Source organism: Streptomyces sp. HSS9-12, from assembly GCF_054963655.1.
Window position 1 is genome coordinate 39428 of sequence record NZ_JBUEGC010000011.1, and the last position, 20771, is coordinate 60198.

At 68.4% G+C, this 20771-nt stretch carries 18 protein-coding genes and 1 pseudogene; 7 read left to right on the forward strand and 12 right to left on the reverse strand.

Translation table 11 applies throughout. The features are described from left to right. The 9 genes from ACY34J_RS08200 to ACY34J_RS08240 form a co-directional block, all read right to left on the reverse strand. Positions 1-849: a hypothetical protein gene (locus ACY34J_RS08200; RefSeq protein ID WP_462725909.1), complete on the reverse strand. Its 849-nt coding sequence runs from the start codon at positions 847-849 to the stop codon at positions 1-3. Positions 850-894: 45 nt separating this feature from the next. After that, positions 895-1299, reverse strand: a complete 405-nt coding sequence (locus tag ACY34J_RS08205) for a hypothetical protein (protein ID WP_462725908.1) — start codon at positions 1297-1299, stop codon at positions 895-897. Then, positions 1296-3296: a hypothetical protein gene (locus tag ACY34J_RS08210; protein WP_462725907.1), complete on the reverse strand. Its 2001-nt coding sequence runs from the start codon at positions 3294-3296 to the stop codon at positions 1296-1298. Before ACY34J_RS08210 ends, ACY34J_RS08205 begins: the two co-directional genes overlap by 4 nt. A gap of 95 nt (positions 3297-3391) precedes the next feature. Continuing rightward, on the reverse strand, positions 3392-3892 hold the full coding sequence (locus ACY34J_RS08215; protein ID WP_462725906.1) for an HD domain-containing protein: 501 nt from the start codon (positions 3890-3892) through the stop codon (positions 3392-3394). A 149-nt stretch (positions 3893-4041) separates the two neighbouring features. Next, positions 4042-4812, reverse strand: coding sequence for a succinate dehydrogenase iron-sulfur subunit (locus ACY34J_RS08220; protein WP_462725905.1), 771 nt, complete (start codon positions 4810-4812; stop codon positions 4042-4044). Then, complete coding sequence (sdhA, locus tag ACY34J_RS08225) at positions 4812-6566, reverse strand: succinate dehydrogenase flavoprotein subunit (protein WP_462725904.1); 1755 nt, start codon at positions 6564-6566, stop codon at positions 4812-4814. Before sdhA ends, ACY34J_RS08220 begins: the two co-directional genes overlap by 1 nt. A 21-nt stretch (positions 6567-6587) precedes the next feature. Further along, positions 6588-7055, reverse strand: coding sequence for a succinate dehydrogenase hydrophobic membrane anchor subunit (locus tag ACY34J_RS08230; protein WP_462725903.1), 468 nt, complete (start codon positions 7053-7055; stop codon positions 6588-6590). 5 nt (positions 7056-7060) lie between these two features. Further along, positions 7061-7441 carry a succinate dehydrogenase, cytochrome b556 subunit gene (gene sdhC / locus ACY34J_RS08235; protein ID WP_462725902.1) on the reverse strand — a complete coding sequence of 127 codons (381 nt, stop codon included), beginning with the start codon at positions 7439-7441 and terminating at the stop codon, positions 7061-7063. A gap of 264 nt (positions 7442-7705) precedes the next feature. Further along, positions 7706-8257 (reverse strand): 2-oxo-4-hydroxy-4-carboxy-5-ureidoimidazoline decarboxylase, encoded by a 552-nt coding sequence (locus tag ACY34J_RS08240; protein WP_462761942.1) that lies wholly within the window; start codon positions 8255-8257, stop codon positions 7706-7708. A 308-nt stretch (positions 8258-8565) separates the two neighbouring features. On the opposite strand from ACY34J_RS08240, the gene ACY34J_RS08245 reads away from it, so the two are divergent. Further along, positions 8566-10191: a beta-N-acetylhexosaminidase gene (locus ACY34J_RS08245; RefSeq protein WP_462725900.1), complete on the forward strand. Its 1626-nt coding sequence runs from the start codon at positions 8566-8568 to the stop codon at positions 10189-10191. Between the two features lie 117 nt (positions 10192-10308). On the opposite strand, the gene ACY34J_RS08250 is transcribed toward ACY34J_RS08245, so the two are convergent. Continuing rightward, positions 10309-10695, reverse strand: coding sequence for a hypothetical protein (locus ACY34J_RS08250; protein WP_462725899.1), 387 nt, complete (start codon positions 10693-10695; stop codon positions 10309-10311). Between the two features lie 34 nt (positions 10696-10729). Here ACY34J_RS08250 and ACY34J_RS08255 point away from each other — a divergent pair, with 34 nt between their 5' ends. Together ACY34J_RS08255 and ACY34J_RS08260 are read left to right on the forward strand one after the other, a co-directional pair. Further along, positions 10730-10987, forward strand: a complete 258-nt coding sequence (locus tag ACY34J_RS08255) for a hypothetical protein (RefSeq protein WP_462725898.1) — start codon at positions 10730-10732, stop codon at positions 10985-10987. A 79-nt stretch (positions 10988-11066) separates the two neighbouring features. After that, positions 11067-13124 (forward strand): annotated as a pseudogene (locus tag ACY34J_RS08260) (golvesin C-terminal-like domain-containing protein); the annotation flags it as partial. 875 nt (positions 13125-13999) lie between these two features. Here the strand turns inward: ACY34J_RS08260 and ACY34J_RS08265 are convergent. Further along, positions 14000-14557 carry a hypothetical protein gene (locus tag ACY34J_RS08265; protein WP_462725897.1) on the reverse strand — a complete coding sequence of 186 codons (558 nt, stop codon included), beginning with the start codon at positions 14555-14557 and terminating at the stop codon, positions 14000-14002. A 209-nt stretch (positions 14558-14766) separates the two neighbouring features. On the opposite strand from ACY34J_RS08265, the gene ACY34J_RS08270 reads away from it, so the two are divergent. From ACY34J_RS08270 to ACY34J_RS08285, 4 genes are all read left to right on the forward strand, one after another. Continuing rightward, positions 14767-15660 carry a hypothetical protein gene (locus ACY34J_RS08270; RefSeq protein ID WP_462725896.1) on the forward strand — a complete coding sequence of 298 codons (894 nt, stop codon included), beginning with the start codon at positions 14767-14769 and terminating at the stop codon, positions 15658-15660. A 256-nt stretch (positions 15661-15916) separates the two neighbouring features. Next, positions 15917-16831, forward strand: a complete 915-nt coding sequence (locus tag ACY34J_RS08275; RefSeq protein WP_462725895.1) for a L,D-transpeptidase family protein — start codon at positions 15917-15919, stop codon at positions 16829-16831. Positions 16832-17014: 183 nt separating this feature from the next. After that, a complete protein-coding gene (locus tag ACY34J_RS08280) occupies positions 17015-17758 on the forward strand; it encodes a sensor domain-containing protein (protein WP_462725894.1) in 744 nt (247 codons plus the stop codon). A 509-nt stretch (positions 17759-18267) separates the two neighbouring features. Next, positions 18268-19491: a S8 family serine peptidase gene (locus tag ACY34J_RS08285; protein WP_462725893.1), complete on the forward strand. Its 1224-nt coding sequence runs from the start codon at positions 18268-18270 to the stop codon at positions 19489-19491. Between the two features lie 345 nt (positions 19492-19836). Here the strand turns inward: ACY34J_RS08285 and ACY34J_RS08290 are convergent, their stop codons facing one another. Beyond that, the gene (locus tag ACY34J_RS08290; protein WP_462725892.1) at positions 19837-20310 is read right to left on the reverse strand and encodes a hypothetical protein; all 474 of its coding nucleotides are present in this window, start codon (positions 20308-20310) and stop codon (positions 19837-19839) included. Positions 20311-20771 lie beyond the last annotated feature (461 nt).

A 20771-nucleotide genomic window follows, 5' to 3' on the forward strand; every position in this document is an offset into this window, starting at 1 on the left:
TCAGTCCGCCGGCGCCCGGCAGCCCGAACTGTCGCTGCAGAAGCCCGCGAGCACGTCCCGCTGCAGCGCGTACGCCGAGCTGGTCTGGTCCGCCGGAACGGCGACCAGCACGGCGTACTGGCGGCCGCCGTCCTCGAAGGCGCGGTCGAGTACGAGGCGCGGACCGTGCTCGGCGTTGGTGTACGTGTAGCGCAGCTCCGCCGCCGCCCCCTGAGCCGTCGGCATCTGCTCCAGGCCGAGTCTGACGTAGTCCTGCGATGCGGCGCGCGTGGAGACGTCCTTCTCCACGTCCGTCAGGTTCTCGTACGGGGACTTCGCCGGGCTGTCCGTGACGCTGATCTGGATCAGGCTCCGCCCGTCCGGCGCGGTGTAGAAGAACTGGTCGTCCTTCACGCTGCGCTTCCAGCCCTGCGGTACGGCGAGCGAGAAGCCGTTTTCCTGGGCCTGCCGAAAGCCCTCCGGCATGGCCGACGGCGAGTCGGTGGGCGAGGCCGGCTCCTCGGAGGGATACGCGGTGCTGCCCGACCCGGCTTCGGTGCTCGCGGACGCCTCCCCATGCGCACCGCGGTGCGGTGTGTCGTCACCGCCGACCAGCGCCCACACGCCACTGGCCAGCCCAGCGCACACCACCACGGCCGCCACCGCTCCCGCGATGCGCAGGCGGCGGGCGCGCGTGGCGGGATCCATGGCGGGCCAGCCGTCCACACCCCAGTCCTCGGCCCAGACCATCCGCAGCAGCGGCAGCGTGCCGACCGGGGCGGGCGGTGTCCCGCCGCCCCCGCCGACGTCCCCCGGGGTGAGTTGACGTACCCACTTCTGCTGCTCGGCGTCCCAGTGCACCGTGCCCATCGCCCGCATCGCCTCCCCGTTCCGCCTGTCCAGCCCGCTTGACCGTCAGCCCAGCAGGTCGCCGAGCGCCTGTGCCACCGCAAGGGCCGACGCCAGCCCGGACACGGCCGTGACCCCGCCCTGGACCATGCCGCGCAGCCGCTCCAGACGGGGGCGTTCGGCCCGCCCCGTGGTCGTGATCTCGTCCTCGACGCCCGCGAGTTCGCCCTCGAGCGAGTCGACCTCCGGCGAGCGGACGAGCAGCGGGAGGTGCGAACGCAGCTCCCGTACGGCGCCCAGCAGTTCCTCGTACGCCGGGTCGGCCGCCGGTGCCGTGCCCCACTGCCGGTTGTCCGCGGCCGAGCCGTGGGCGCCGGTGTTGATCGCGCCGCCCGACATGTCGCCGCCGATGCCCACGTTGCCCGTGCCGCCCTGAGGGGTCTCCGCGGCCTGCGGTCCGTTCTGCGTCATCGCTTGGTCGTACTTCCCGTCGTACTGTCATTGCCCGCCGGGGCCGCCGGCCGCCCGTTGCCGGCGGCCCCTCCGCCGTTCTCCCGCCGGTCGTCGGCGGCCGAGCCGTGGGCGCCGGTGTTGATCGCGCCGCCCGACATGTCGCCGCCGATGAACACGCCGCCCTGCGCGACATGCACGATCTGCTGGTCGAACTCGTCGGTCTCGTAGCCGCGGGCCCGCAGTGCCTCCCGTACCCCGCTCGCGATGCGGTCCTGCACGGTCTTCACGTACCGGCTCACGTCCATGGTCTGGAAGAGCGACATCGTGTTCGTGGCGGCCAGTTGCCGCAGTGAGGCGTTGGGGCCGCTCGGCGGTGTCCCGACGGCCGGCTCTTCGGCGCCCGCGCGGCGCAGCGAGCCGAGCGCCCGCAGGCCGGTGGCCAGCAGTGCGAGCCCCGAGGCCGGCGAGACGGGCAGCGCTCGCAGCAGGGTGCCCACGCTGAGGGTCTCCGGCGGCCGGGCCGCCAGGACGTCGACGATCCGGAAGTCCGGCCGGACCGGCGGCAGGATGTGCGGCGCGACTTCCAGGACCAGCATGCCGCCCTGTGTGTGGACGCGGACGAGCACGGTGAGTACGACGTGCTCCTCCCATCCTCCGACCCGGATCCGCAGGAAGTGGCGCCGCGCCTCCGCGCCTTCGTCGACCGCCTCCGCCAGGTGCTGCTCGACGTCGTCGTACGGGATCTCCCACCGCGGGAGTCCTCCGGGGACGTAGACGAACTCCTCGACCTCCAGGTCCCGCAGCCGGTCCCGGCCCGTGACCGCCGCCGAGGTGCGCAGCGCCTTCAGCAGCGGCTTGATGAGGTCCACGATCTCGCGGCTGGTGAGCTGCGGATCGTTCGGGCCGACGGTCTTCTTCCGCTTCAACTCAAGGGCCAGTGACCAGGGTTCGTACGGAAGTCCGGCGCCGAGGAAGGGATCGTCGGGGTTGTAGACGACCAGCCGCGCGTACTGTTCGCGGTCGATCGCCTCGCTGATCCGCTGGAACGCCGGCAGCGGCGGCAGTTCGGGCCGGTGCGGGGCTTCCCGGAAGGCGTCACGCCCCAGCTCGCCGCGCACGACCGCCTCTGTGCGCAGCCGGTGCCACCACACCACCAGGCTCAGGGCGGGCGGGAGCAGCAGTGCGGTCAGCGCCGGCCAGTGGCCCTGCTTCAGCGCGACGACGGCCGTGATCCAGTAGCCGGCGCCGAGTATCCAGGCGGACAGCCGGAACCACCAGCCCAGGTAGCGCCGCAGGCGTCCCACGGGCCCCCGCGCGCTGCGCTGCCATCCACCCAGCACCGGGTCGGAGCGACGGCCCGCGAGGGCGCGGGCGAGCCACAGGTACAGCGCGACCGTCGCGTACACACCGGTCCAGGCGACCGGGTCGCCCGCCGGGAGGTTCCCCAGCGTTGTCAGCGCACCGACTGGCAGCAGCTGCCAGACCCTGGCCACATAGCCCAAGACCGGCACCAGGGGGCCGAGGAGCGAGGGATCCGCCGGCGTCGAATAGCCGTCGTAGGCGCCGTAGCCGGAGTCGAATCCCGGAGAATCCGTAAAGCCGCCGCTGCCTCCGGACCAGGGGCTGTCCCCGGACACGATCGCCACAACCAGGTCGATGCCGAAGAAGACCACCCACACGCCGAGCAGCAGCAGTCCGGTGCGCAGCTCCTGCACCCGGGCCCGCAGTGCGTACGCCAGCACGGGCACCGCGTCCACGCCGAGCGACGGCGGCACCGGCCGTTCCCGGTGCTCGACCAACTCCTCGATGACGCGCCGCCGGAACGTGGCGTCGAGGAACGCGCCCGCACACAGCAGCCGCGTCGCCTCGCTGCGAGCCGCGGACGGTCTGCCGGAGCCCGGCCCGGAGCCGTCCTCGCTTTGACCGCCGGGCGGCGGCGACCCCGGTGACTCCGGTGACCTGCCCACCGGCCCAGTTGGCTGGGCTTGCGGCGGGATGTGTCCAGCCTGCGTCATCCCCGGTCCCCCGATGTGTCAATGGCCCCTGATCACAAGCCAGTTGACTGTATTCGTCGTCTGCTGGGCTCGCAACGGAACAGCCGTTCGCCTGGTTACGCACCGTCCAGCAGCGCCGGGTTGATCCGGCGGACCACGGTCTCCAGCCGCGCCGGGTCGGCAGCCGGCCACAGCACCTCGCGCGCCGCCCGGTACTTCGCCGCCAGACGGGCCCGTACGTCGGCCGGGAGAGCGGCCGCACGCTCCGGGAGCGAATTGTGGGCGTTGTCGGCGATCTTGAGCAGGGCGGCGTCCTCGTCGCGGGCGATGGCGCGGATCATGTCCGGGTACGGCACCCCCGGCCTCTTGGTCACCGCGTCGACCAGCGCCACCACTTCCGCCCGGACACCGGCTGCCAGCAGCCCGTCGAGCGTCCAGTCGGTGTCCTCGACGACGTCGTGCAGCAGCCCGGCCTGGGCAAGGCGGTCGCTGACGGGGGCGAGACCGTACGCGACGGCGCGCACATGCTCGACGTACGGCACACCGATCCGGTCCCGCTGACCGGCGTGGGCCCCGGCCGCCAGGGCGTCGATCTCGGGGAAGGTCAGGGCGTCCACGGCGGCCTCCTCGCACCCGGTGGCTCCTCGGAACGGCAGCCTATGGTGCGCATCCCCGGTGGTACAGGCGCATCTCGTGGCGCGGAGATGCCGAAGGGCCCCGTCTCCCTGGGCTGGGAGACGGGGCCCTTCGCGGCGTACAGCAGGCGTCAGAAGCGGCGCGTGATCAGCGCCCGCTTCACCTCCTGGATCGCCTTGGTGACCTCGATGCCGCGCGGGCACGCGTCGGTGCAGTTGAAGGTGGTGCGGCAGCGCCACACGCCGTCCTTGTCGTTCAGGATCTCCAGGCGCTGCTCACCGGCCTCGTCACGCGAGTCGAAGATGAAGCGGTGCGCGTTGACGATGGCCGCCGGGCCGAAGTACTGCCCGTCGTTCCAGAACACCGGGCACGAGGTCGTGCACGCGGCGCACAGGATGCACTTGGTGGTGTCGTCGAAGCGCTCGCGGTCCTCGGGGGACTGCACCCGCTCCCGGGTGGGCTCGTTGCCGGTCGTGATCAGGAACGGCATCACATCCCGGTACGCCTGGAAGAACGGCTCCATGTCGACCACGAGGTCCTTCAGGACCGTGAGGCCCTTTATAGCCTCGATCGTGATCGGCTTCTCCGGGTTGATGTCCTTGATCAGCGTCTTGCACGCCAGCCGGTTGCGGCCGTTGATGCGCATCGCGTCGGAGCCGCAGATGCCGTGCGCGCAGGAGCGCCGGAAGGTCAGCGAGCCGTCCAGGTCCCACTTGATCTTGTGCAGGCCGTCGAGGACCCGCTCCTTGGGGTCGATCTCGATCTGGAAGTCCTGCCAGGTCGCCTCCGCCGAGACCTCCGGGTTGAACCGGCGGATCCGGAACGTGACCGTGATGTACGGCGAGACGGCGGCCGTGCCGGGACCCGCGTCCTCGGCCTTGTCCAGAGTCGGGGTGCTCATCAGTACTTACGCTCCATCGGCTGGTAGCGGGTCTGCACGACCGGCTTGTAGTCGAGGCGGATGGACTCGGTGCCGTCGGCGCCCACCTCGCGGTACGCCATGGTGTGCCGCATGAAGTTGACGTCGTCGCGGTTCGGGTAGTCCTCGCGGTAGTGGCCGCCGCGGGACTCCTTGCGCGCCAGGGCGGAAACGGCCATGACCTCGGCCAGGTCGAGCAGGTTGCCCAGCTCGATGGCCTCCAGCAGGTCGGTGTTGAACCGCTTGCCCTTGTCCTGGACGGCGACGTTCCTGTAGCGCTCGCGCAGCTCGCCGATCTTCTCGACGGCCGTCTTGAGGGTCTGCTCGGTGCGGAAGACCATCACATTGGCGTCCATGGTCTCCTGCAGCTCCCTGCGGAGTTCGGCGACCCGCTCGTTGCCGGTGGAGTTGCGCAGCCGCTCGACCTCCGTGACCACGAACTGGGCCGGGTTCTCCGGCAGGTCGACGAAGTCGGCCCGCGCGGAGTACTCGGCGGCCGCGATGCCCGACCGGCGCCCGAAGACATTGATGTCCAGCAGCGAGTTGGTGCCCAGGCGGTTGGCCCCGTGCACCGAGACACACGCGACCTCACCGGCGGCGTACAGCCCCGGAACGACGGTGGTGTTGTCGGCCAGCACCTCACCCGCGACGTTGGTCGGGATGCCGCCCATCGCGTAGTGCGCGGTCGGCTGGATCGGGATCGGGTCCGTGTACGGCTCGATGCCCAGGTACGTCCGCGCGAACTCGGTGATGTCCGGCAGCTTGGCGTCCAGCTGCTCCGGGGGCAGGTGGGTCAGGTCCAGGAAGACGTGGTCGCCCTCGGGACCGCAGCCGCGGCCCTCGCGGATCTCGGTGTAGATCGCACGGGAGACGACGTCACGGGAGGCGAGGTCCTTCATGACGGGCGCGTACTTCTCCATGAAGCGCTCGCCGTGCTTGTTGCGAAGGATGCCGCCCTCACCGCGCGCACCCTCGGTGAGGAGGATGCCCATGCGCCAGATGCCGGTCGGGTGGAACTGGAAGAACTCCATGTCCTCCAGCGGCAGACCGCGCCGCCACACCGCCGCCTGGCCGTCCCCGGTCAGGGTGTGCGCGTTGGAGGTCACCTTGAAGAACTTGCCGCAGCCGCCGGAGGCGTAGATGACGGCCTTGGCGTGGAAGACGTGGATCTCGCCGGTGGCCAGCTCGTACGCCACGACACCCGCGGACTTCTTGACCCCGTCGACCTCGGTGATCAGCTGGTCGAGGACGTAGAACTCGTTGAAGAACTCCACGCCTTCCTTGACGCAGTTCTGGTACAGCGTCTGGAGGATCATGTGGCCGGTGCGGTCGGCCGCGTAGCAGGACCGGCGGACCGGTGCCTCACCGTGGTTGCGGGAGTGACCGCCGAAGCGGCGCTGGTCGATCCGGCCTTCCGGGGTGCGGTTGAAGGGCAGGCCCATCTTCTCGAGGTCGAGAACCGCGTCGATGGCCTCCTTCGCCAGGATCTCGGCGGCGTCCTGGTCGACCAGGTAGTCACCGCCCTTGACAGTGTCGAAGGTGTGCCACTCCCAGTTGTCCTCCTCGACGTTCGCGAGGGCGGCGGCCATACCGCCCTGGGCGGCGCCGGTGTGGGAGCGGGTCGGGTAGAGCTTCGTCAGAACGGCGGTACGGCTGCGCTTCGTCGCCTCGATGGCCGCGCGCATGCCGGCGCCGCCGGCGCCGACGATGACGGTGTCGTACTTGTGGATCTTCATTGGTCGCGTCAGCCCCGGGCTCTAGCGGATGTTCGGGTCGAAGGTGAAGATCACCAGCGTGCCCAGCAGGACGGTGAACACCGTGGCGGTGTAGAGCAGCATCTTCAGCCAGAAGCGCGTGCTGTGCCGCTCGGCGTAGTCGTTGATGACCGTCCGCAGGCCGTTCGCGCCGTGCAGCATCGCGAGCCACAGCATCAGCAGGTCCCAGACCTGCCAGAACGGCGATGCCCAGCGGCCGGCGACGAAGGCGAAGTTGATCTTGCTGACGCCGCCGTCCAGTACGAGCTGGATCACCAGGTGGGTGACGACGAGGACGACGAGCAGGATGCCGGACAGCCGCATGAACAGCCAGGCGTACAGCTCGAAGTTCGTGCGGGTGGCCTTCGGGGTCCTGCCGGTGCGCGAGCGCGGCGGCGCGATCAGCGGAGCGGGGTTGTCGGGACCGTAGCCTGCCGTCTCGGCGGACGACGGTGTCTCAGTGGTGGCCATGTCTCTCAGCTCCCGAACAGCTCGCGCGCGGCGTGGTTGAGCACGGGGTAGATCGCCCCGAGCATCAGCACGATCCAGATGCCCATGACGGTCCACAGCATCTGCTTCTGGTACCTCGGGCCCTTGGCCCAGAAGTCCACGGCGACGACGCGCAGACCGTTCAGGGCGTGGAAGAGGATGGCGGCGACGAGGCCGTACTCCATCAGGGCGACGAGCGGCGCCTTGTAGAGCGCGATGGTGTGGTCGTACGCCTCGGGAGAGACGCGGACAAGCGCGGTGTCCAGGACGTGAACGAACAGGAAGAAGAAGATGAGGACACCGGTGACTCGGTGAGCCACCCATGACCACATGCCTTCCCGGCCGCGGTACAACGTTCCAGCCGGCACGGAAACCCTCCGAAAGCGGCGATTGGGGCCTGCCGGCTTCACTGTCGGTCGGCCCGGCCGGGTACGGTCCACCGGCCCTGGCCATCGTAGCGACGCCCTGTCGGTTCCCCAGGCCGGGGTGGTTCGGGTGTGATCAAAGAGGCACGTACGGGCTACTGAACTCGCCCGCAATCGCCGGGATTCGCCCCGTCCGTCGTTGGCGGCGGCTATGGCGACCATTGGGACAAAGTATGGCGGCGGTGGTGGTGCCGGGTGTGTGGCAGGTCACCGCGGAACCAGGCGGCCCATCACCAGCTTCGTCAGCCGCCCGCGGGCGATCCGGCGGAGCTCGTCGGCCGCCACGGTCCGCTCCTCCTCCGGCTCGTTGCCGAGCCGCGCGTGGATGCCGGCGAGGACGTGGTCGAGCACGTCCTCCGGCCGAAGTCCGTCCAAACAAATGATGAAGACATGGCCGAAACGGCTCTCGTACGCGGCGTGGGCTGCGCGCAGGGCGGTCCCGGCCGCTAGGGTTCCCGGACCCCACGAGCCGATCACGGCATGGTGCGCCGCCGACTCCCGGGCCAGCGCTTCGGCGAGGTCCCCGGTGGTCAGGTCGTAGCTGGCCTCATCGGCGGCCGCGAGCAGGGCGTCGAGGTCCGGGTACGGACGATGCGCGGCGAGCCTGCGCGCCCAGCGGTGACTGCCGCAGCAGGCGAGCAGACAGGCCTCGGCGGCGTCGGGCGTGGCGGCGTTGAGATGATCCAGACCGGTGCGGCGGGGGTGGCCCGAGCGGACGGGGCGCCCCGAGCCGTCGGCGGCCGGCCGGCCCGAGCCCATGGACCGGGCAGACGGGTGAGCGCTGCCGCGGCTCTGCGTGGGCAGGGACCTGGGCCGCACCGCGGGGGCGTTCACGAACGCGGGCGGGGCGGCCGGAGGGTCGCTGGACAGCGTGGACTCCAGAAAGAAAGTGGTGGGACTGGGGATGCAGGCGAGACGCAAACGTATCGATGCATGTCGGCCACTGTCCGGCGGATACGCGAATTTCACCCGGACGGGAGCGAACGAACGCGCGTGATGGACGCGAAAGTGAGCAAGACGCCGTACCTTCGCCCCTAAATAGGAGGATTGTGCCGATGTTTACAACGATGGGTGCATCGACCGGGCCGAGGCGGCGGACCGCCCGCACCGCAGTCGTCAAGCAGGTGGCCGTCTGGGCCGCTACGGCGCTCACCACCACCGGGCTCCTGAGCGGGTGCGGGGGCGGGGGTGAGTCCGGCCGTCCGCACCACGAGGGCCGGTCGTCGCCCGTCAGCCCGTCGGCCCCCACCACGTACCCGCCGCCGGCCCCGCCCCGCACGATTCCCTCCGTACGCTCCTACGAGCCCATGAACGGCCCCGGCTGGCGGCCCGACCGCAGCAGCCGCGTGGTGGCCGCGGCGGGCAGCCCGGTCGCCGACGAGGCCAAGCTGCTCGCGCGGGAACTCGGCCTCTCCTACGCCACGGGGCGCGCGAAGCGCGGTGACCTGGAGCTGCGGATCAAGCCGAAACAGCGCGGCGGCGACGAGGCGTACCGCATCTCCACGCGCGACGGCCGCGTCCTCATCACCGGTTCGAACGACGCCGGCGTCTTCTACGGCACCCGCACCGTCCTGCAGGTCGTACGCACCACGCACGCCTTCCCCGAGGGCGTGGTCAAGGACCGGCCCGACCGGCCCCAGCGCGGTCTGAACCTCGACATCGCGCGCAAGCACTACACCGAGCAGTGGATCGAGGACCGGCTGCGCGAGATGGCCAATCTCAAGCTCAACCAGCTCGGGCTGCACTTCTCCGACGACCAGGGCTTCCGGATCCAGAGCGACTCGCACCCGGAGATCGTCTCGACCCAGCACCTGACCAAGGCGCAGCTGCACCGCATCCTCCGCCTGGCGGACCGCCTCCATATCACCGTCGTGCCGGAGATCGACTCGCCCGGCCACCTGGGGGCCGTGATGGGCGCGCACCCCACGCTGCAACTGCACAACGCGCGCGGCGTCCCGGTGCGCGGCGCGATCAACATCGCCGATCCCAACGCCGCCAAGATCGTCGACGACCTGCTGCGCGAGTTCGCCGAGGTCTTCCCCGGCAAGTACTTCCACCTGGGAGCGGACGAGTACCGCGCGCTGATGGCGCAGGACCCCGACGCCGCCTACCCCCGGCTCGCGGCGCAGGCCCGCCGGAAGTACGGGCCGAACGCCGGGGTACAGGACCTGGCCACGGGCTGGCTGAACGACCGGGCGGCCGTGGTGCGCGCGAAGGGCAAGCAGCCCAAGGCCTGGAACGACGGCTTCTTCCGCGGCGGTGTCATCCACCCGGACAAGAACATCGAGGTGGAGTACTGGACGGGCAAGGAGATCGGCGCCCGGCCTCCGGCGGAGTACCTGCGTGAGGGCCGCAAGGTCGTCAATCTCAACGACGAGTACCTCTACTACGTGCTCGGGCAGCCGAACCAGTTCGTCTACCCGACGGGCGAGCGGATCTACAAGGAGTGGTCGCCGGCGGTCCTGCGCGGCACCAAGCCGGTGCCGGCGTCGCTGGCCGGCCCGGACCAGGTCCTCGGCGGCCGCTTCGCAGTCTGGGGCGACATCCCGAAGGCCCAGACCCAGGAGCAGGTGGCGCGCGGCATCCGCCTGCCGCTGGCCGCGGTTGCCCAGCGGCTGTGGGATCCGCGCAAGCCGTCCCTGAGCTGGCCGGCGTTCGTCAAGCTCGCGGACAAGGTGGACCCGGCGACCTGACGGGCCGTACGGGCCGGGGCCGCCGCACACAGCGGCCCCGGTCATCTTTCTTCACGCTCGCCGCTGTTATGCATCAGGACCGCACCCGGGTGAGCGCTCGCCGGGTGCCCAGCGCCATCAGCCCTCGTCCGGGGCGGTGGACGCGGAGAGCGCGGGGTCGGGAGACGGCAGTTCGCCCGTGCAGGTCGCCCGGCCGAACTTTCCGGCGGCGGTGGCGCTTTGCACGTGCCTGCCGCGGATGGCCAGTGCGCATCGGGCCTGACCACCCTTCTCACCCAGGACGATGCTGACGATCGGTTCCTTGCCGAGCGGCACCCTGACCGACTTCTTCCACGGCAGGTGGACTTTGGCGGCGGTGGCGGCCTTGCCCGCGATTCCGGAGCGGTCGCCGTCGCGGTAGGAGATGTCCACCGTGCCGGTGCCCTCCACCTCGTAGGTCACCTCGGCGGTGGGCACCGCCGTGTCCTTCGGCTTGCTGTCCCAGTCGACAACGCCGTACAACACGAGCCCTGCGCAGGCGGCAAGGGCGACGCCGGCGATGACGAACGCGCCGCGGTCGGCGCGCCTGCCCGCTGCCTCGGTGCCGGCCTGGGCGTTCGCGCCCTGCGACTCGGTGCCGCTGTCTGGGGGCTGGGTGTCCGAGGGCTCCGTGTGCCCGGCCTGCGTGTCGGACCCGCTGTCCGCCGGTTCGCTGTCGGAGCGTCCGGCGTCCGCGGCTCGGATGTCCGCAGGCTCCGGGTCCGCGGGTTCGCTCGCCGCCGTGCCGTTCGCGTTCGCGTGGACGGATGACTCCTGATCCGGATCTGCCCAGTCTGGGTTTCACGCGAACCCTTTCCTTACGCATCGGCAGACGCACGCCCACCGCGCGCTTCTGGCGTTCGGCCACGGACCCGTGGGACATCGCCGCCACGTACGACTACAACGAGCTGGGCCAGCAGACCGCGCGGACACTGACCTCCGCCGGCGGCTCCTCGAACCGCACCATGTCGTGGTCGTACTACCCCGACGGGAAGCTGAAGTCGAGGTCGGACGATGGTGTTCCGGTCGGCAAGTCGGTCGTCCTGGTCGACAACTCCGACACCCAGAACACCTCCTCCACCGGCACCTGGACGAAGGGAGACGCGTACGGCCAGCAGGGATACGACCACCGCACCCACGCGGCCGGTACGGGCACCGACGCCTTCACCTGGACGCTCAATATCCCCAAGGACGGCACGTACACCGCGTACGTGAAGTTCCCGCAGGTGACGGGCGCGGCGACGACGGCGAAGTACACCCTGACCCACGGGTCGACGACTGAACCTTCGGTGACGAAGGACCAGAACGCGGGCACCGGCACCTGGGTCAGCTTGGGCTCCTACTCCCTGAAGCAGGGCGAGGACGCCAAGCTGAAGCTAGACCAGAACAGTGGTGGAATCGCGGTCGCGGACGCCGTGAAACTGGTCCGTGACAACTCCGCGGACACCGACAACGAGAAGAAGACGTTCGCGTACACCTACGACGCGAACGCCAACCTGACCAAGATCGACGACACCTCGTCGGGCGCGAAGATCGACGCGTACACGGTCGCGTACACGGGCCTCAACCAGGTCCAGAAGGTGACCGAGGCGCTGGCCGGCCAGGAGAAGAAGTCCACGTCGTACACCTACGACGCCAACGGTCAGCCGGAGACGGTCACCCACCCCGACCAGTTCTCCAAGTACACGTACGACCTTCGCGAGCTGGTCAAGACGGTCTCGGTCGGCAAGAGCGCGACGGACACGTCACCGAAGGTTACGTCGTACACGTACACCGACCGCGGTCAGAAGCTGAAGGAGACCAAGGCCAACGGCAACGCGGTCGACTACACGTACTACCTGGACGGCCCGGTCAAGTCTACGACCGAGAAGAAACCGAACGGCACGCTCGTCTCCTCCCACACCTACACCTACGACCCCAACGGCAACAAGGCGCAAGATGTGGCGAAGAAGATGAACGCCGACGACCACGCGGCGTACCTCTCCTCGACCACGGACTACACCTACGACCCGGTCAACCGGCTCGCCAAGGCGGTGAAGACCGGCAACGGGGCCGGGACCGAGACGTACGTCCACGACGACAACGCCAACGTCATCAGCCAGACGGTCAAGGGCACGACCACCACATTCAATTACGACCGCAACCGGCTGCTGACGGCGACGGCATCGGGTCTCACGGCCAACTACAACTACGACCCCTTCGGCCGCCAGGAGTCCGTGACGAGCGGCGGCAAGGTCATCGAGCGAAGCGTGTACGACGGCTTCGACCACGTCGTGCAGTCCCAGAAGATGGACGACGCGGGTGCGATGGAGTCCACCACGTACACCTTCGACCCGCTGGACCGCACCGCGTCGAAGACGGCGGACGGCAAGACGACCGACTTCGAGTACCTGGGCCTGTCGAACGAGATCCTGGACGAGAAGGTAGCTGGTGCGCTGACCAAGTCGTACCAGTACAGCCCCTGGGGCGAGCGCTTGTCGCAGGTGAAGCACAACACAGACGGCACGACTGAGGACGGCTACTTCGGCTACAACAGCCACACCGACGTCGAGACGCTGACCGACAAGAACGGCGACACGAAGGCGACGTACGGCTACACCGCGTACGGCAAGGACGACGAGTCGGAGTTCACCGGCATCGACAAGCCCGATGCCGCCGACCCCACCAAGGAGGCGTACAACCCTTACCGCTTCAACGCGAAGCGCTGGGATGCCCAGTCCGGCACGTACGACATGGGCTTCCGCGACTACAACCCGGGCCTGAACCGCTTCACCAGTCGGGACATGTACAACGGGGCCCTGGCGGACATGGGACTCGGCGTAGACCCGTACACCGGGAACCGGTACGCCTTCGGCGGCGGCAATCCCACAAGCTTCATCGAGCTCGACGGGCACATGCTCGCGCCTTTGGGAGGTGGTGGCAGCAGCCCCACTCTCACGGAGCTGACGCTGTCGGACGGCCGTACGGCGATCTATGACGAGTACGGTATCGGGCACGTTGTCGGCTCCACGCCCGATAACGACGCCTCAAAGCTTGCCCTTCAAGCGCTGAACGACGACCTCAAGGCAGCGGGAGTCTTTTCCGACGGTTCCGGAAACGGAACTGGAGAGCAGTATCTGCTCCAAGACGACACCAACCCGCTGGTGGGCAAGGGGAACTTCACCGACAAGGACGGAAAGCTGAGACACCACGGGACGACGACCGATTTCATCCGGGTCTCTTACGAGAACGGAAAGATCGTCGACGTTACCGATTTCGACGCGACGAGTTCCAAGGTCGGCAAGGACCTGAAATTCATCGTCGCAGACATCAACAACAAGATGAGTGCGAATAAGAAGGGACAGGCCAACAATGTGATTTATGTCGCCCAGAGCGAGGCCCAGGCTCAGGCGGTGGCCAATCACTTCGCGGGTGACTCTCGGGTCCGGGTGCTCCACCCGGGCACCGGGTTCGACACCGGCCAGGTCTTCAACGGGGCGACTGGTGGTGCCAACGCGGGACGAGTCACTCCGAAGCTGCGCGGCCGCGTATTCGGCGTCGCGGGATACCTGATGCCGTTCGCCCAGGCTAACAGCTACGTGCGAAGCTTCGGTCTCTGGGGAGGTCTGGCGGAAATGGGCAAAGACTTCATCGATCCCTTCGGAGCCGCAGACTCCGTAGCGCCCCCCTCAAGCTCAGGTGGCATCTGTGATCCATCGTCGGGGAACTGCGCCTGAGTAGTTCCTGAGTGCGCACACCACCGCCGGAGATTCCGGCGGTGGTGTGCTTTCATCCACGAAGGCAGAGCGGATCAGTGCGGGGCCATCACCAAGTCGCCGATCACCCGCAACCCGACTTGAGCAGCCAACCACCGAGCGCGTTCGGCCTCGACCTGCTTGACATGGACGAAGACCGTGTGATCGGTAGCGGGCTCGGTTAGGTCGAGGTCGCGGGCATTCACGCACAGCGTGACGTACGCCCCCCTGGAGCCGCCGACACCGAGGCCCACCTCAGGCGCCTCGGGCCAGCCGGAGAAGTCCCACCGCACCGTGGCAGGGCTGTCGCCCACAGCGTTGAAGAGCGGCTCCACGACGTCCGGCGGCATACTCCAGCTCTGCAACCAGATGGGGAGGTGCGCCGAGGGGTCATCTCCCTTGTCCGACGAGGCGTCTCGATTTCCTTCGGCCCACCAATCCGCAGCCGGCAGCAGGTTCATCAGCGGTGCCAGGGACAGCGCCGAGAAGACTCGCGCGTCGAAGTCGACTTCGAGCTCACTGGTGTCCGCGATCTCCAGCAACTGCCGAACGACTCGCGATGCCTCCGCGAGATCGGTCGTCCTCAGGATTGGTTGCGCATATGAATTGGACATGGTGACTATTTTGCCACCAGGGGTGGAGACCGTACAGCTCACCCGTATTGCCTGAGGCGACCAAGTCGGCCAGGGCAGGGCGTCGCCAAGCGAGTGGGGGCACGCAAGCCGGCGATGAGATTCTTTGTCTTGAATGTCCCTGCGGTGGTCCTCCTGGCCCGCGTTCCTGTATAACCAGGCTCCTTTCGTGCGGCATGGGGAGTACTGAAGTGAGCACCCGGTTCGGATGTGCGGCCTTGGTTGCGGTTCCTCTTTCGGTTGTGCTGGTCGGTTGTTCCGCGGAAGAGGGGGCGGGAAGAACTGCGAGTCCGGTCGAGGCGACTGCTCCCTCGGGCGGGGATAACTCCAAGGACAAGAAGGTGCAGCCGCCTGCGGCGCCGAAGACACCGGCGGAGATTCTCGCCCGCGCCCGGGATGCGATGGCGGCCGAGACGGGATGGACCTTTTCCGTGGAGGGGAACGAGAGGGTCGTACTTCAGGGGCAGGGGAGCGCTGCTTCCTACACATCCACGGTGCGGCGGACCCAGGATCCCGAGGCCCTTCACTCGACGGGGACCATCGTCAGCAAGGGGAAGAGCAAGCCGGAAGAGGTCTTCGTCGTCGATGGAGTGGGCTACGTCAGGGAGGGCGGGACAGGAGTCGCCTGGAAGAAGGGCCCCGTGTCGGATTCGGACATCGCGAACAAGGTGGAGGCCCCCCTGGACTCCCTGGCGGCCTTCCAGGGCTATGCCAAGACCGCGAACGGGGGCTTGCAGCTGACCAGGACGGGTGGCGAGGTGCGGCTCCGAGTACGGGCTGACGCGCGGCGGCTGTCCGAGGTCAAGGACCGTCCCGCCGTCAAGAAGGCGGCGCGTGAACTGGCACCCACTCTCGCGCAACTGCGGAAGTCCGGTGTCACCGCGGGCGAAAGCCAGATCACGCTGAACCGTCTCGAGGAGGTGCTGGTTCTCGATGCCAAAACCTTCCGGGTCAAGTCTCACCTCTGTGAGTTCCGCTTTCTGATCCCCTATCAGGGACAGACCATCACTTACAGTCAGGAGGTGCGGGAGGAGAATCGAGGGATCTTCGGCGGGAGCATCAAACTTCCGCGCGACCTCAAGTGACTCCTGAGAATCGAGCCCGTCTGCTTCCCGCGCTCCCCGGCCCTGGCACAGCCGCACGCGAGCGACGAGGCCTCTTAACGTTCGTTCGCCACTGATTGTTCTTTTTGTGCGAGATGTCGGGTCGCTTGACGCTGCATCGGCCGGGTGATTAGAACCTCGGCCGCGGTAGGGCGTGATCTTTCGCGGTCAACTCTTTTCGGGCGTTCCGACGCGCCGCCACCATCCATCACTCTTCGTATTCACTTAGGAGCACAGCGTGCAGGTCTCATCCCGCCAGGCCTTGGTCGCCACCGCCCTCCTCGGCGCGCTGGCGGTGACCTCCGCGTGCGGACCCAGCGACTCCCAGGGCTCGGCCTCGGGCTCGGACTCGGCCAACGTGTCGAAGACGTCCGAGAAGCGGTCCCACAAGGCAGGCGGCTCGGCCTCGCCCAGTGCCTCCGCTTCCAAGAAGCCCTCCGGCTCACCCAGCGCCTCGGCCTCTGCCTCGGCTTCGGGCGCCGCCAAGAAGAGCAATCCCTCCAGCCACCCGACATCCGGCACCACCACCGGGGCGACGGCCGCCCAGCCCGCGGCCGCCCCGAACTTCCCCGTCCCGGTCTCCGTCGGCGACGCGACCCAGGTCATCACCGTCAAGGCCAGCGGCTCGTACGCCACCGTGACGGCCTGGGCGAACGGGACCTCCGGCTGGAAGGCGCAGTTCAGCACCACCGCGGGGCGAGTCGGTTCCAACGGTGTGACCGACGGGGCCACCCGAAAGCAGGGCACGTACACCACCCCCTCGGGCACCTACACCATCACCGAGGGGTTCGGTGTCGAGCCGGGCGGCACCGCCATGCCGTATCACGTGGTCAACAGCAGCGACTGGTGGGTCGAGGACCCCGAGTCGAAGTTCTACAACCAGATGCACACCGAGGCGGGCGCGGATTTCCCGCTGACCGAGTCCGGAGACCGCGGCAGCGAGCACCTCATCAACTACCCCACGCAGTACGCCAAGGCGCTCGTCATCAACTTCAACCGGTGGCCCGCCGTTCCGGGCCGCGGCGCCGGGATCTTCCTGCACGTGAACGGGCGGGGCGCCACAGCGGGCTGCGTTTCGGTGCCCCGCGCGACGATGGACCGGATGATGGCGTGGATCAAGCCGGCCAACCACCCCAGGATCGCCATCGGCTGAGCCGAGTGGCGCGCTGAATGGTTCCCGGAGCGGCTTCCCCCGGTACTCTCGCGCCCTCTGGCCGGCGGACCGGCGAACCCTGAGACCGTTCACATTCGACGAAGAGTGATGTTTTCCAGGCGCCGTGCGCCTGAGAGGCTGAGTGGCGGGTCAGATGGCCGGTCAGGGTGGGAGGAACAGCGCATGCAACGCAAGGGCGGAATCCGACTGGCGGCTGCGGCAGTGGTGTCGCTGCTGATGCTGACGGCCGCGTGCACCGGGTCGGGGGACAAAGGCGCCGACAGCGGAAAGGCAAAGTCCGACAGTCAGGCGGAGGCCCCGCAGGAGCCCGCCGCGCCCGCGCTCACCGGGGCGCAGCTGAAGAAGGCGCTGCTCGCCAAGGCTGACCTCAAGGGCTATGACTCCGAAGACCCGACGCAGAAGCCGCTGCGTCCCAAGGCCGAAAAGGAGGAGTGCCAGCCGCTTGCCGACGTCACCGGGTACGGCACCGAGCGTGAGCCCGCCCCGAAGGCGTTCGCCAGTCGCAACTTCGGGGCCATGACACCCGGCCAGGCCGGCCTGGCGGTTACGGACGTGCTGATGGCGTACGAGGGGCAGGACGCGACGAATGCGCTGAACGCGCTGCGTACGGCACTGAAGGCGTGCGGCGGTGGCTACACGACCACCAACAACAACGGTGGCCAGACCCTGAAGTACGTATCCGTCAAGGAGCTGAAGACGCCGTCCGGAGGGGATGAGGCAGTCGCCTTCCAGCTCATGGGCGAGACCAACGGTCAGAGGGTCCCGCTGAGCTTTGCGCTGGTGCGGTCCGGATCGACTCTCGTGCAGTTCATGGCCCTGCACCTTGGCAATTCCGCTGGAGGCCAGGTCCCGCAGAAGCTGGTGGACGCGCAGCTGAAGAAGTTGGACGAGACAACCGGCGCGTGACGGAAAGCGCCGCAACGGTGTCATCTTGTCGGCGCGCGATGTCCCCCCGCAGGCCGACCGCTCACGTACCGGAGCGCTCGTCGGCTGCCGCCGGTGTTCAGCACACCTCGCGGGGCGACAGCTCTTGCCCGCTGAGCGACGCGTGGCGTTGGGGGTGCCGTCTCGGTTACCTCATGAGCAGGGGGGCGGCTATTACTCCGCTCGGGTGCCGATGCAGTACCCGGGGGCGCGGTCATCATACAGAGAACCCCCAAGTGTCCCGGGATGGACTCCCGGACGGCTCAGCCTGCCGTTTAGCCCCTTTGCCGCATATGCGATGCGGTTATGTCTTTTTATCGGTTATGTGGGCAAAGCGAATCAGTTCGCTAACCGACAACAAGGAGTGAGGGGTTCGAGTGGTGTGGCAAGGCTGGGTTGAGAGATTGCCGCGGAGACTGGCCACCGTCTCCGCATTGATGGCAGCGTTGCTGGTGGCGCTTCCGTCCGCAGGGTCGTCCGCCGCGGAGCCCGTGCGGAAGACGCATGAGACGGGCCGTTACCTGGTCATGCTTCGTGACTCGGCGCGCGGACAGGTCAACGACATCGTGCGCGAACACCGCCTCCGCTTCGGGGTGCGGTCGGGGTTCACGTACGAGCACGCGCTGCTCGGCTATTCGGCCGTGATCCCGAATTCCCTGGTGTCCCAGTTGAGGAACGACCCCCGGGTGGCGATGGTGGCGCCGGACAGGCCCGTACGCGCCATGCAGCAGGTGCTGCCCACCGGTATCGACCGTGTGGGTGGCGACGTCAGCAGCACGCGATCGGGAAACGGGAGCGGCTCGGTCAACACGGGCGTGGCGATCATCGACACCGGGATTGACCTGAGAAACAGCGATCTCAACATCGCCGGCGGGGTCAACTGCAGCATCACCGGACTGCCTCCGGCCTTCCAGCCGTTCTTTCCGCCCCAGGACGACAACGGGCATGGCACCCACGTCGCAGGCACCGTCGCTGCCAAGGACAACGGTGTGGACGCCGTGGGCGTCGCTCCCGGCGCTCGCCTGTACGCGGTGAAGGTGCTCAACGCCCTCGGCATGGGATTTACCTCGAACGTGGTGTGCGGGCTGGACTGGGTGGCTCAAAACGCCCAGAAGTACGACATCAAGGTGGCGAACATGAGCCTGGGCGGCTCCGGTTCGGACGACGGAAACTGCGGGCTCAACGACAGCGACGCGGAGCACGCGGCGATCTGCAAGCTGGTCAACCAGGCCGGTGTGACGGTCGTGGCGGCGGCCGGCAATGACAGCGACGACCTCGCCAACATGACTCCGGCGGCCTACAACGAGGTCCTCACCGCCACCGCCATGGCCGACTTCAACGGCCGGCCCGGCGGCGGCGCCGCACCCACCTGCCGGTCCGACCAGGACGACACAGCGGCGGACTTCTCCAACTTCGCCACCACCGCCTCGGACGCCGGCCACACCATTGCCGCTCCGGGGGTGTGCATCGAGTCCACCCGCGTCGGCGGAGGTACCACGGTCCTCTCCGGCACCTCCATGGCCACGCCGCATGTGACCGGCACGGCCGCGCTGTGCATCGCCGGGCCGTGTGCCGGACTGACTCCGGCCCAGGTCATGGCCAAGCTCCGCACCGACGCGGCGGCCCAGCCGGCCGGCTACGGCTTCCTCAGCGACCCCAACCACCCCACCAGCAGCCACTACTACGGCCACCTCGAGTACGCGGGAGCCTATTGATCTCCTTCTGGCCGTAGGCGGCACGTCCCCGCACTGAGCCATCTGTGCGGGGGCGCGGCCGTGAGGTCGGCCGTGGATGCCTCCCGTCTACCGGGGTCCTACAGCGCGGTGACCTGGAGGATGTAGACGCGCTCATGGCGCGGCACCACCTGGTAGATGAAGAACCCGTTGGGTACGGCCAGCGAAGCACCTTCCGGTGAAAACCCCTCATATGCGGAGCCATCGAGGTAAAAGCTGCAGCGGCACGAACAAGCCCATCTGCGGCCATTTCGATCTCTGCGACGAGTGTCGGCGGAGCTCCTCCGATGACGTACTCCTCGCTGGGGTCGTATTCCCATGCCCAGCTCATCCGCGCACTGCCGCCAGGGACTCTTCGAGGACGGCGTGGATCGTGTCCATGGCAGCCCGCCAACGAGGATCTGACCCGTCGAGCGTCTGTGCCTGGGCCTCTGCGTTGTGAAGGCGGGTGGAGAGGTCGGGGCGGCGTTCGATCTCGACCTGCTGCGCCCACATCAACAGCCATCCCTGAATCGGCTTGACGCTGTTGAGCTGGGCCGCCATGGCGAAGGCTTCGGTCTTCTGCCTCTCCATCTCCGGCAGGCGGTGAGGCGCGATCTTTGCCACGGCCACCCGGAGGGCGTCAGGAGTCCGCTCGGGGCGAGGGATCAGTTCTGCGCTGTGGTGGTGATCAGGCTGGCTGGTCATCGTGTCCTCCAGGGTGTGCCCAGCCACCGTATGCCAGCCGCGGCTCTTCCGTGTCCTTGTCACCTCCTGACTCAACTCCGTCAGGTGCCCCAGTGCGGCGCTGCTGAGGCTCATTGCTCTGTCTCCCTGGTGCGGTGGCGCTGGGCGGCCTCGAGGAGTTCGAGGGGGTCCGGGGCGGGCGGGATGAGTGGGGCGCAGGCGGGGCAGGCGTAGACATTCCAGCCTGGCCCGGTGTTGCTGTGGATCTCTCGGACCACTACGGGTGAGGTCGTCGTCTGCTGGCAGCGGATACACATGCGGATGGGGTTGGTGCGGCCGGCATCCATCAGGCGACCTCCACGCCGTGGATCCAGTATGGGCCGGGGGCGTCGATGCCCAGGGTCGCCAGCAGTAAGGCGGTGCGCCGCTGCCGTTGCTCCTCTGCGATGAGGTACGGACGCACCATGGCCGTCGCATCGCCGTCGATCCGCTCTTCGGCCCGTCGCCTGTGACGGGCCCGGGGAAGGTGCGGGGGATCCCAGGGCCGGATGATCACCTTGCGAGAAGCGGGACGCGGGTCGGCGCCTGGGACAGCC